This window comes from Myxococcales bacterium, from assembly GCA_016712525.1.
In the GTDB taxonomy this organism is placed as follows: domain Bacteria; phylum Myxococcota_A; class Polyangia; order Polyangiales; family Polyangiaceae; genus JAAFHV01.
Genome location: JADJQX010000007.1, coordinates 1,733,834 through 1,745,945, shown reverse-complemented (window position 1 = coordinate 1,745,945; position 12,112 = coordinate 1,733,834). Strand labels below are relative to the sequence as shown.

8 protein-coding genes are annotated in these 12,112 nt (G+C 69.8%); 3 read left to right on the top strand and 5 right to left on the bottom strand.

All coding sequences use genetic code 11. The features are described from left to right. The first annotated feature begins 54 nt into the window (after window positions 1-54). Together IPK71_24460 and IPK71_24455 are read left to right on the top strand one after the other, a co-directional pair. Window positions 55-489: a DUF2752 domain-containing protein gene (locus tag IPK71_24460; protein MBK8216891.1), complete on the top strand. Its 435-nt coding sequence runs from the start codon at window positions 55-57 to the stop codon at window positions 487-489. A gap of 199 nt (window positions 490-688) precedes the next feature. Continuing rightward, window positions 689-2,449 (top strand): protein kinase, encoded by a 1,761-nt coding sequence (locus IPK71_24455; protein ID MBK8216890.1) that lies wholly within the window; start codon window positions 689-691, stop codon window positions 2,447-2,449. 27 nt (window positions 2,450-2,476) lie between these two features. Here IPK71_24455 and IPK71_24450 read toward each other — a convergent pair whose 3' ends face one another. After that, window positions 2,477-3,037, bottom strand: a complete 561-nt coding sequence (locus IPK71_24450) for a DnaJ domain-containing protein (GenBank protein MBK8216889.1) — start codon at window positions 3,035-3,037, stop codon at window positions 2,477-2,479. Window positions 3,038-3,045: 8 nt separating this feature from the next. Beyond that, window positions 3,046-6,261 carry an Hsp70 family protein gene (locus tag IPK71_24445; GenBank protein ID MBK8216888.1) on the bottom strand — a complete coding sequence of 1,072 codons (3,216 nt, stop codon included), beginning with the start codon at window positions 6,259-6,261 and terminating at the stop codon, window positions 3,046-3,048. Window positions 6,262-6,601: 340 nt separating this feature from the next. Between IPK71_24445 and IPK71_24440 the strand changes: the two genes are divergently transcribed. After that, a complete protein-coding gene (locus IPK71_24440) occupies window positions 6,602-8,332 on the top strand; it encodes a hypothetical protein (GenBank protein MBK8216887.1) in 1,731 nt (576 codons plus the stop codon). Window positions 8,333-8,344: 12 nt separating this feature from the next. Here IPK71_24440 and IPK71_24435 read toward each other — a convergent pair whose 3' ends face one another. From IPK71_24435 to IPK71_24425, 3 genes are read right to left on the bottom strand one after another with little or no spacing between them, the layout of a single operon-like run. Next, window positions 8,345-9,418 carry a DUF2330 domain-containing protein gene (locus IPK71_24435; protein MBK8216886.1) on the bottom strand — a complete coding sequence of 358 codons (1,074 nt, stop codon included), beginning with the start codon at window positions 9,416-9,418 and terminating at the stop codon, window positions 8,345-8,347. Beyond that, window positions 9,415-11,601, bottom strand: coding sequence for a Zn-dependent oligopeptidase (locus IPK71_24430; protein ID MBK8216885.1), 2,187 nt, complete (start codon window positions 11,599-11,601; stop codon window positions 9,415-9,417). Before IPK71_24430 ends, IPK71_24435 begins: the two co-directional genes overlap by 4 nt. Before the next feature lie 51 nt (window positions 11,602-11,652). Further along, a complete protein-coding gene (locus IPK71_24425; protein MBK8216884.1) occupies window positions 11,653-12,099 on the bottom strand; it encodes a hypothetical protein in 447 nt (148 codons plus the stop codon). Window positions 12,100-12,112: the final 13 nt, after the last annotated feature.

The window sequence follows — 12,112 nt, the reverse complement described above, 5'->3', positions numbered from 1 at the left end:
TCGAAGGGAGCGAGTCCCCGCGATTTCTACCGAAGGATTGCATAAAGTTCGGGGATGCCCAAGGGAAACGAGCACGCGCCGGTTTCGACCGTGCCCCTCGCGAAACGCGCGCGCGCGACGCTCCTCGTCGGTTCGGCCATCGTCGCCTACGCGCTCGTCGTCGGGAGCGGCGTCGTGAGGTGCCCGCTCGCGGCTATGTTCCACGTGCCGTGCCCGACGTGTGGCGCGACCCGGTCCACGCTCGCGCTGCTCTCCCTCGACTTTTCGGGGGCGATGTTGAACCCCGTGGCACCGCCGCTCGTGGTGCTGCTCGGCGTGCTCTCGGCGCGCCTCGTCTTCGTCGCCGCCCGGGACGGGCACACCCGCCGCTTCGACGAGGCGCCCGCGATCCGCGGCGTGGTGAAGGCGATCTTCGGCCTCCTCCTCGTGGCGATCGCCCTGTGGATCGTGCGGTTCTTCGGCGTCCTCGGCGGGCCGGTTCCCGTGTAGACGCGCGAGCGAGGTCCTCTCCTTCGTGGGCGGAGGTCTCGCGCGCGCTTAAGCGAACGACGTAGGTCGGCTCCTTCGTGGGCGGAGGTCTCGCGCGCGCAGGAAGATTCACGTGCGCGCGAACTCCTTGGTAGCCTCGAGAACGTCGCGGGGTGCCCGCCGCTCCGTCTCGGGGTGGTCATCGCCCGCGCCTCCTCCGATGAAAATCTGCCCCCGTTGCTCCGAGCTCTTCCCCGACGACGCGGGCTTCTGCCCGTACGACGGCGTCTCGCTCGAGCGAAGCAACGACAAGTACCTCGGCAAGACGATCGCCTCGCGGTACCGGCTCATCAAGCGCTTGGGGCTCGGCGGCATGTCGAGCGTCTACCTCGCCCGGCACATCATCATCGACCGCCTGAGCGCCCTCAAGATCCTCCGAAAGGAGCTCGGCTTGAACCCCTCCCACCGCGAGCGCTTCTTGCGGGAGGCCCGGGCCGTGAACCGCATCAACCACCGGAACATCGTCGAGATCAGCGATGTCGGCGAGGCGGACGGGGTGGCGTACCTCGTCATGGAGTACGTGGAAGGCGAGTCGCTCCACGCGCACGTCCAGCGTGGGCGCCTCGACTGGCAGCGGGCCGCTCGCATCGGGATCCAGGTCGCGAGCGCCCTCGCGCGCGCTCACCAGATGGGCATCGTTCACCGCGATCTCAAGCCCGAGAACGTGCTCATCGTCCGTGACGATGCCGGCCGCGACATCGTCAAGCTGACGGATTTCGGCATCGCGAAGATCATGGACATGCCGAGCCTGACGTTCTCCGAGCAGCTCTTCGGCACGCCGGGGTACATCGCCCCGGAGTACGTCGAGGGCATCCCGGCCGACGAGCGCGCCGACATCTACTCGCTCGGAGTGGTCATCTACGAAATGGTGACGGGCACCCTCCCGTACGAGTGGCAAGGCCAGGCCGATCTCCTCCTGAAGCCGATCACCCACGCCCCCATTCCTCCCGTGCAGCGCGGCGTGCACCTGCCCGCAGGGCTCGAGGCGCTCATCCTCTCCATGTTGGCGCGGAGGGCCGAAGATCGCCCGCAAGACGCGTTCGCCGTGCACGACGGGCTCATCGACGTCCTGCGGAGGTCGGGGGGAATCTCGTCGACGTCTCTCCCGGCCATCGCGGTCACCTCGAGCCCGCACCCGTACCACCCCCCTCAAGAGACGGTCGTCGCGAGCCTCGCCCCGGGTTCGAGCGCAGAGGTCACGGCCATCCGAGGGTTCTCTCCGGCGGGGCCCGGGTCGGAGGGGCCACCCTCGACGAACGACGAGCCCGCGCGTGCGCTCCGCGCGAACGAGAGCGCTCACGGGTTGGCCGTGCTCCCTCACCTCGGCACCCCGGAGATGGCGACCAAGTGGCGCACGGCGCTCGCGGAGCTCGAGGCGAGGATCGGCGACGCCCGCCGGCGTGGTGGGGCGTACGGGGAGAACGCGGCGCGCGCAGCGGACCTCGCGGCGATGGCCGGAGAGATGATCCCGCGGGTCGAGCGCTCGGCGCGTGCGGTGGCGGAGCTCCAGTCGCGTGTCGATCGAGTCGAGGCGCGCGGTCGCGAGTTCCGGGCGAACCTCGGGCACGCCATCGACGTGCTCCTTCGCGACAGGTCGCGTGAACGCGCCCACCTCGAGGCCGTGCGTACGCGGCGCGTCGCCGTGGACGGAGGGGAGGGGCCCGAGAGCGCGCGCACGTCGGACGGGCGAGTGTGGGAGGCCTCCGCGCTCCACTCGGAAGAGGCTCGGATGTCCGTCGTCGTCGCCGACCTCGGCTATCAAATCGAGGCCCTCAAGGGCCAGCTCGACGCCAAGAACGATGAGCTCGAGCGCGAGCTCACCGAGGTGTCGGGGGCGCTCGAGGGCTCGGTGGCGGCGCTGCGCCGCATGTCGAGCGAGCTCGCTCGGACCATCCGCGAGGGGATCGCGCTCGTCGACTAAAAGCCCAATGAAAACAAGGGCTTATGTCTACTTTTTCCAGTTCGACTTTTCGTCGGCCGCTTGTTTCTTCGCGTTCTCGTCGAGCTCTTTCGCGAAGGCCTCGAGCCTCACGTTCCCGCGTTCCATGTGGAGCGCCATCGTGAGCTGGAGCTTCGCTTGTTTGAAGTCGCCCTTCTTCGCGAGCTCCTCGGCCCGCAAGACGAAGGGGCGCGCGCCCGGGGAGCGCACCGTGTCGAGGAGCCTCGCGGGGGCAGGGGCGATGCTGTTGGTCGTGACCGTGCGCGTCGCGACGGCCGCGCGAGCGCTGCCCTGGTCCGTGACGAGGGTCAGCGCCTGATCGTACTGCGCCCGCAGACCCGGCTCCGAGAGCACCCTGAACGCCTCGGCGCCTCGCTTGAAGATCGTCTCGACCGCGCCTTGTTCGTTCGGCGGCCGTGCGCGGTGGGCGTCGGGGTGGAACGTCTCGGCGAAGGCGTGGAAGGCGCGCCGAAGGTCGTCGTGCGTGGCCGACTTCGGTACTCCGAGGAGGTCGTAATACGAGAGCTTGTCGAGGACGGCGAGCCATCCGGAAAGAGCCTGGGCATCCATCGTCGTCGTCACACCCGGAGGCCCGGCGAGGGCTCGCCCATACGCTGGATCATGTCGACGACGGACTCTTCGTCCGCGACGCCGAGCAACCGGAGCGTCGCGCGTGCCTCGTGCCCGGTCTGGCTGTCGGCCGCGCGGACCTTGAGGGTGCCGTCGGCGTCGAGCTCGAACGTCACGGCCACGGTGACCTCCCCGCGCCCCGCGGGGCGAAGGCCGGAGAGCTCGACCTCACCGAGGTACGTGTTCTGAGCGAAAACGGAGCTCTCGCCCTGGGCGACGCGCACACGGACGGACGTTTGATGGTCGCGCCCCGTCGAGAATTTTCGGGTTCGCTCGCAAGGGATCTTGGCGTTTCGAGGGATGACGGTGTCGCAGAACCCACCCGCGGTCTCGACGACGAGCGCGCGCGGGGTGACGTCGACGAGGACGGGGGGCGCCATGCTCGGCGCCGGCATGCCGCCGTAGGGAGACATCCCCGGCATCATTCCCGGGGCACCCATGGGTTGACCCATCATCGGGCCCTGCGGCATGCCCTGCATCATGTGGGGCTGCATGCCCTGCATGGTGGGCTGCGGCATGCCCTGCATGGTGGGCTGCGGCATGCCCTGCATCATGGGCGGCGGGGCCGAGCCGAAACCCGGCATGGGCGCCGTCACATGGGGCTGGGCGTGGATCTGTGCATGTTGCACGGGATAATCGGGCGTGATCGCGGGGAAGCCGCCCGACTGAGCCGGGAATCCGCCGCTGCCCGCCGCCGCGGGGTACGCTCCCGAGGCGCCCGCGAAGGCGCTCGCGCCACCGCCCGCCCCGACCCCCACCCCGGGAGGCGCTGGCGCAGGAACGGGAGGGGGAGACGAACGGAAGGCCTCGGGCGGGACGTTCTGGGCGGGGAGATTCCGCGTCATCCGTGGACCTTGAGGGGGCCCGGGAGGGAGCGGCGGTGGCGAGGACGGGAAGGCCTCGGGGCCAGGGGCCATCGGGGCAGGGCGCGACGTCGGAATGACGGCTTGGGGCGGGGCGAGGGGCTGGGTCGTCGCCTGCTGCGCGCGCTGACCGAGGAGAGGATCCGTGCGCTTCGGCGAGCCGCCCATCGGGTCGGTCGACTTCAGCGGGTTCGGTCGAGCGCCGGTGCCCGGCACCCCGGGGGGGCCTCCCTTCGCCGCGAAGCCTCCGTACGGATCGGTCGTCTTGCGGGGATCGGCGGGCTCCGCGCGCGGATCGTTCCGAGCGGCGAGCGGAGCCGTCTTGGCCGCCGAGGGTTTCTTCGAGGGGACGGCGGGGCTCGGGGCAGGGCGCGGTGTGAACTCGGCCATCGGGCCGAAGGGAATTTCGGGGATGCTGGGAGGCGGCGCGCCCTTCATGGCGAGCACGGGCGCCGGCTGCTGGTTCGTGTCCATCTCCTCCGAGCTCGGCCCGACGCCCGTGAGAGAAGGAGAGGAGATGCCCGAGCTCGAGATCAGGCTGAGGTCGCGAATCTCGCCGAACGTTCCGCCGGGGACGGCCGCGGTATCCCCGAGGTCGTCGAAGCTCGGCACACGGGCCATTCCCTGGCCGCTGATCGAGCTCACGAGCGAGGGCGGCTCGTCGAGCGTGCCGAACTCGCCGGTCTGCGCCGCGAGAGGGGGGCTCGATCCCGTGAGCGTCGCGCTGTCCTCTTCGTCGTCGGCCGTGACCCACCCAGCCTCCGAGTCCTCGATCTCGTCGAGGCGCGGGCGCGAGCCCTTGACCGCCTCGTAGAACTCGGAGTGAGGAGGGACGGGCGCACCCGAGAACGAGGGGATGCTGGGCTCGTCGTCGCGCCGTGGGTCGTGGATGGCGCCGGAGACGCTCCCGAAGCGGTTGGCGTCGTGTGTCACCCCGGTGGAGGTGGTATCGCCGAGTGGCGGAGGCGCCGAGCGAGACGCGTACGGAGGATTCGACTCGCGCTGCCCGAGGGGCGGGGGCGCGGAGCCGGTCGCGTAGGGAGGCGCCGACGCCGTCGAAGGCGGCTTCACCTGCGTGAACTCTTCGTCCTGGAGGCCGCGGAGCGTGTGCGGGTTCGCGGAGGGGACCGGGGGAGGCGCCGGGATGGGCCGCTTGCCGGCTCCGTCCGTCAACGCCGAGGCTTGGATTGCCGCACCCATCGCGACGACCTCGTCCGGGTTGATGCGGTCCATCGGCGGCGCCCCGAAGAAGGCCTCGACCCTCCGACGCACGAGGGGAATGCGCGAGCTCCCGCCGACGAGCACCACCTTGTCGAACGAGGTCGGGGTGAGGCGGGCGAGCGCGAGCGCGTCCTGGGTGACGCGGAACGTACGATCGACGAGCGGTTGGATGAGCTGGTCGAGCTCGCCGCGGGTCATCGCGAAGGTGAGCGCGAGCGCCGCGCCCCCGACTCCGTAGCCGAGGTCGTTGATCTTGACCTGGGCCTGGTCGCGCGTGGAAAGGTGGATCTTCAGCTCTTCGGCCGCGGCGCGGAGGCGCTCCCACGTGCCCGGATCGGCCTTCGCGTCGATGCGGTGCTGCTTGAGCAAGCGCTCGGCCATGCGCTCCGCGATCGCGGCGTCCACGTCGTCGCCGCCGAGGAAGGTGTCGCCCGCGGTCGCGAGCACCTCGAAGACGTTGTTGTTGAGATCGAGCAGGGTGCAGTCGAACGTGCCACCGCCGAAGTCGTAGACGGCGATTCGCTCGCTGCCCACGCGCCCGAGCCCATAGGCGAGCGCGGCGGCCGTCGGCTCGTTCAGGATGCGCAGCACCTCGAGGCCCGAGACGCGGCCGGCGACCTTGGTGGACGCTCGCTGAAGCTCGTTGAAGTGCGCAGGCACCGTGATGACCGCCCGCATGACCGGCTCGCCGAGCGCCGTCTCCGCGATCTGTTTGGCGCGCTTCAGCACGAACGCGCTGATCTCGGGCAGGGTGTAGTCTTTTCCTCGCGCGTGCACGAGCGGGCCTTGGGCGGGCCCCTCGCGGAGCTCGTAGGGCACACGAGAGCGCGCCTGGACGATCTCGGGGCTGTTCCACGAGCGCCCGAGGAGCCGCTTGTGGCTCGCGACCGTGTTGCGCGGGTCCATCGCGCGCCGAGCCTTGGCCGGATTGCCGACGAGGACCTCGCCGTTCGGATGAAACGAGACGACCGAGGGCAGGAGCCGCTGGCCGGACTCGTCACCGAGGACGTTGACGCGGCCGGACCGCATGGATGCCACGACCGTGTTGGTCGTCCCGAGATCGATGCCTACGACGCTCACCGCTCTCTTCTAGCCCCCCCCCAACGCAGGGTAAAGGAAAGGTCGGACGTTCGGCTTCATTCCGCGACTTGGGCCGGGCGGCGCGCGGTCACACCCACATCGGCGCCACCGTCGGGCCGCCAAGCGGGTCGGCGCTCCCACGGCCTTTTCGCCGGTGGGTCACGGCGGCTGGCCCGCGCAGGACGGGGCGAGCCAGAGGTGGAGCCGGTGGGGCGGCCGCTCGCCGATCCTCGACCGAAAGGCCCCTTGGCGGCCGCTGATTTAGACGACGAATAGGTGACCGCCGCCTCCGATGTCCGTAGGCTTCGGGTTCGGGCGCCGGTGCGTCCGGCCACGACCGATGCGAACTGTCTCGTTCTACTCGCTCTCCCGCGTACTCCAAGACAGGCTCACGGGCTCGATCTCCGAAGGGTTCGTGCCGGTACCTCTCGCGCGGAGCCCGGGCGGGCCCAAGAAGGACACCTTGTGGCTCGGCGTCATGGGTGGCGCGATCGTGCTGCTCCTCGGCCTCTTCTTCGTCGGGTTCGGCAGCCTCGGCTCTTCCCTCTCCCAGCACGGCGTCGTGGCCCTCTGCCTCTACGTCGCGCTCATCGCGCTCGCGGTGTTGGCGTTCATCGCCTCGAGGCGGCACGTCACCGAGGTCAAGTGCTTCCCGCTGCCCCGCGGGGTCTACCTCTTCCCGGCGTGCATCGTCGACGCGACGAGCGCCGAGCTGCGCATCGTCCCCACGGCCGAGGCGATCCTTTCCGGGGCGGGTCCCCGGGTGACCCTGACCGCCGCAGGAAAGAGCTACACGTTCGAGGCGGCTGCCGGGGAGGACCTCGCCCGGCTCGTTGCCGAAGGTGTGCAGAATGCACGCGTCGCGCTCGCCGAGAACGATTCGGCCAAGCTCGCGCAGCTCGACCCCATGCACGAGCCGCGGTTCTCGAGCCCCGTAGGCCCGCGCGCTCCCTACGCCGAGGTGCTCCCGGCTTGGCAGAAGCTCGGCTGGGCCGTCGCGCTCGGGGTCGGCCTCGTCTTCGGCGTGACCACGTACTTCATGCGAAACGCGACCAGCGAAGGCCTCCTCTACTCCCGGGCCAAGGCCGCGGGGACCGAGGCCGCGTACCGGTCGTACCTCCTCCAGGGAAAGACCCACGCTCGTGAGGTCTCGCGCGTGCTCTTGCCGCGCGCGGCCCTGCGGACCGCCTCCGCCGCGGGGACGGTCGAGGCCATCGTTGCCTTCAAGGCGGCCTACCCCGACACGGACATCACGGACGAGGTCGACGCGGCCCTCCACTCCGCGATGCTCGCCGAGCTCGAGCGAGCGAAGGCCAAGGGGACGCTCGGCGCGCTCCAGGGGTTCGCCACCTCGTATCCCCAGCACGGCCTCCAGAAGGAGCTCGCGGCCGCCGTGCACGCGGTCTACGAGAAAGAGCTCGCGAGGGTCCTCGCCAACGTGCCCGAGGCTTCGCGCGGGGAGATGTCGCCCGTCCTGACCCAGCTCTTCGCGGCCCTCGAAAAGGGGGGACCGTCGCTCGAGGTGCGGTTCCGCCGGCGACCGGGGCCAAAGCTCGCCTCGGCCGACAAGGCCATCATGAAGACCATTACCTACAATGGTCCCGTGTCGCTCATATCGAAGTACTTCGATGGGCCGCACCACAAAGCCCGCGAAGAGATGCTCACGAAGGCCGTAGGGGAGAAGCTCGCCGAGGGCTTCGACAAGGAGCTCGTCCACGTGGTGCAGAGCGCGGCGGAGCCCGACGCGGGAAAGGCCGAAGATCCGTTCCCGAAGGTCACGGCGCCGACCCTCTTCCTCGTACACGGGGCCGACTGGTCGGGGCACACCTACACGAGCCGAAAGCCTCGGGTCACGATCGTGGGGCTGAACTTCGGCTTCGATGCCGTCCTCGTGCTCCCGCAAGACCGCCGCACGTTCAAGACCAAGCACGACGTCTGGAAGGGCGTGACCGTGCCCCAGCTCCGCGAGACAGGGGACGGCCCCCTCGAAGAGCGCGTCTACGGCCAGATGGCCGACTCGGCGTACGACGGGTTCGCGAAGAAGGTCGTGGGCGCGTTCACGAAGAACTGATCCCGGCGTACCTCAGCGCCCTCGGTCGCGCCGCTTGCGGATCGTCCTCGCGACGAGCGCGAGCCCGCCGCCGACGACGAGCACGACGTCGATCGGTACGGGCACCTTGTCCCCGATCACGATCTCCATCGGCGGCGGGACGAGGTCGGCGCTCGTATCGGCGCGGTGAAAGTAGACCTCGTCGGTCCCTGGGCGTGGCGAGGCGCGGTCGACGAACGCCGTCAGCACGCGCCCCTTCGTCGGCGTCGGCGCGCCCGAGACATCGGCGTCGAGACGTTTGGCGAACGTCGTCGCCCCGGCCCACGTCGCGCTCGCGCCCAGCGTACCTTTCACTCTCTCTCCGCCGATGTAGTACACCGCGAGAGATCGAGTCGTCCCCGCCGTGCCCGCCCGCGCGCTCGCCGGCTCGCGGTACGGGTAGAAGGGCGCCTCCGTTCGAAAGGCGATGTCGACGAGCCCGGAGCCGACCCGCCGTGGCGCCGACGGTGCGGGGGCGGCGCCCTTCGGCGCGATTCGCAGGGCGACGAAGAGCCACTTTTTCTCGACGTACGGGGCGACCCACTCGGCGGTCTCGGGGGAGCTCGCGTAGCCGTGGCTCGAGAGCCACTCGGACAGGGCGGTCGGGCTCGTGGCCTCGAGGATGGCGGCGTCGTACCCCGCGACCGTCAGCTGGTCGAGGACCGTGACGGGCGCCGGCGCCGACACGACCGCCGAGCGCATCGCGAACGTCATGAGGAAGAGCGGTGTCGGATCGACGCCGGAGATCCTGTGGGAGTACACGATGGGGGGGCGCGTGAGCTCCTCGAGGCGCTGGAACACGGAAGGGTCGGCCTCGGAGAGCGTGGGCCTCGACGGCACCGGCACCACGAAGCCGAAGTCGGTCGTGTCGGTTTCGAACGAGGCACGCCTCACGAAGTGCTCGGTCTTCGTCGCCTCGTCGTACGTGATGAGGGCGGCTTCGTCGGCGACACGCACGAAGTGGTTCGGTGGCGGAGCGGGCATGCAGGCCCGCGCGTCGGTCGAGCGGAGCGCGGTCAACGAGGCCGCGACCGCGATGCCCACCCTCGCGAGGCGGCGGAGGCTCATCGTGAGCCCTTGGCCACGGGTGCGCTCCCGCCGACGAGGAAGGCCTTGTAGGCGGCGTCGCTGCGGGGGCGCCCGAGGAAGTCTCGGACGAGCTCGTCGGCGTCGGCGCTCCCGCCCCGCTCGAGCACCCTCGCTCGGTAGTCGGCGGCGGTCTTCGGGTCGAGCAGCCCCGCGGCGGAGAAGCGCGTGAAGAGGTCGCGCGCGATCGAGAGAGCCCATTGGTACCCGTAGTACCCGGCGTCGTACCCGACGAGGTGACCGAACGTGCCCTGGAAGTGCGTGCCCTCGACGTACTTGAACGGGGTGTACTTGGCTTGGACCTCGGCGAGGACCGGCGTCGTCTCGAAGGGCGGTTTTCGCGTGTGGTACGTCTGGTCCAGCGCGGCGAGGAAGAGCTGACGCTGCGTCGCGAGCGCGCGTCCGAACCCGCGAGCGCGCAGCATTTTTTCGTGGAGCGCGGCGGGCAAGGGCGCGTCCGTCTTGTAGTGACGCGCGAAGAGCGCGAGCGTCGATTTGTCCCACGCCCACTCCTCCAGCATCTGCGAAGGCGCCTCGACGAAATCGCGCGCGACGCTCGTGCCCGAGAAGGTCACCGTTTCGGTGCGGCTCAGCAGGTGGTGGAGGACGTGCCCGAACTCGTGGAAGAACGTGGTCGCGTCCTGATGGCTCATCAACGCGGGGGCCTCGCCGCCCGGCCGAGGGAAGTTGCACTCGATGGCCGCGATCGGGAGGAGCCTCTTGCCATCGCTCATCTTCTTCGTGTCCCGGATGGAGAACACGGCGGCGTGTTTGTACTTGCCGGGCCTCGGGTAGAGGTCGAAGTAGAAGCGGCCGAGGAGCCTACCCTCGCCATCGAGCACGTCCATCGGCTCGACGTCGGCGTGCCACTTCGGGACGCTCGCCGCCCGGAACGTGATGCCGAAGATCTTGCTCGTGATTGCGAGGAGACCGGCCTTGACCTTCGAGACCTCGAAGTACTCGCTCACTTCTTTCGAATCGAGCCCGTACTTCGCTTTTCTCACGCGATCCTCGAGGTAGGTGCGATCCGAGGCGAAGATGGGATCGTCCTTCTTTCCTCCGAGCTTCGCGTGCATCGCTCGAAGCTCCGCCATCTCTTCGTCGCCCTTCTTGGCGATGTGCGTGCGGAGCCCCTCGAGGAACCCGGCGACCTCCTTGGGGGACTGCGCCATGCGGGGCTCGAGCACGTAGTCGGCCCAGGTCGCGTACCCGAGGAGCTTCGCCTTCTCGTCGCGCGCGACGAGGAGCTTCTCGAGGAGCGCGACGTTCTTGTCGGCGGCGCGGTTGTCGAACCGCTTGTAGAGCTCGAGGGCGAACGCGCGGTTCTTCGCGTACTGGAGCACCGGGAAGTAGTCCGGGTAGTCGGTGCTGATCGTGATCGTGCCATCGGGGCCCGGCTTGTGGGCGTCGAGGTAGCTCTGAGGGAGCCCCTCGAGGTCCTTCGGGGTCGCGGGGAGGGTCGCCGTGGAGGCCGCGATGTTGTTCTCGAACTCTTGCCCGAGGCGCGTGATTTCGCCGTTCAGCTCTCGCAGGCGGGTCTGCGCCTTCGCGTCGAGCTCGAGCCCGTTTCGCCGGTAGTCGCGGCGGAGGTGCGTGAGCATGCGCTGAAGCTCGGGAGACGCGAGCTTCACGTCTCCCTTCGTGACGCGGCCCGCGAATCGTGCGACGACGTCGGCCACGACCTTGTCGAGGTAGAACGAGGTCTCGAAGCTGCCCGCGAGCGGCTCGCACTCTTCGGCGACCTTGCGGGCCGCGGCATCGGGGTGCGCGACGGCCATGAGCGCGCTGAAGTCTCCCGCGTTCTTGGTCGCGAGGCGCGCGTCGTCGATGGCCCCGAGCACGGACTCGGTGGTGAGCGCGCCGTCGGGCGCCGCCGCGAGCTTTCGAACCTCCGCGAGCTTGGCCTCCGCGGTCGCGAGCGACCCATGGCACAGGGCGCGGAGCTTGTCCGCGCCGTCGAAGAACTCGGTGGGATCGACGTCGAGGGCGAGCGGCGTGGGCGGCGGCGGAGGGCTCGGCGCGGTCGTGGGCGCAGGCCGGGCCGGCGCGGTCGCGCTCGGCTTCGCTGCGACAGGACCCTCGATGTGAGGAGATGAAGGTGCGCACGCCCCGAGAGTCAAGAGCAACGGGGCGAAGACGAAGAGACTGGGGGGGCGGGCGCGCATGGGGCGCAGCATGCCCGAAATGGCCGGTGACGCGCGCCGAAAAGCGGACGCTCAGCCGTCCGACGGGGCGTCCGCGGCGGAGTCCGTCGTGCTGTCGGGCCCGGTGTCGACGTTGGCGTCCGTCGAGGCATCCGGGGCGGTGGCGCCGTCTTCCTGGGGGCCCGCCTCGGGGGGAGGCCGGGTTCCGCACAGGAGCGTCGGGACGTTCTTGGGGGGCACCCACGCTTCGCACCCGTCGGCGAGCTTTTGCAGCACCCACCCGTCGGCGCTCGGGTCGGGGACGATGCCGTCGAAGCCCACGACACAGGTGTCGTTCGGAGAGGTCTTCTTGCCGTAGCGGAGCACGGTGCAGCCCGACTTCACCGTCGGGCAACAGCCGGGATCGGAGCCCTCGGGCGAGCCTGCGTCGGTGGTGACGTCGCCGTCGGTGCACGCCTCGGCGGCGAGGCCGAAGATCCCGAGAGAGAGTGTGACGAGAAGCAAAGCGCGAGCGTTCATCGCGTTCATGGTC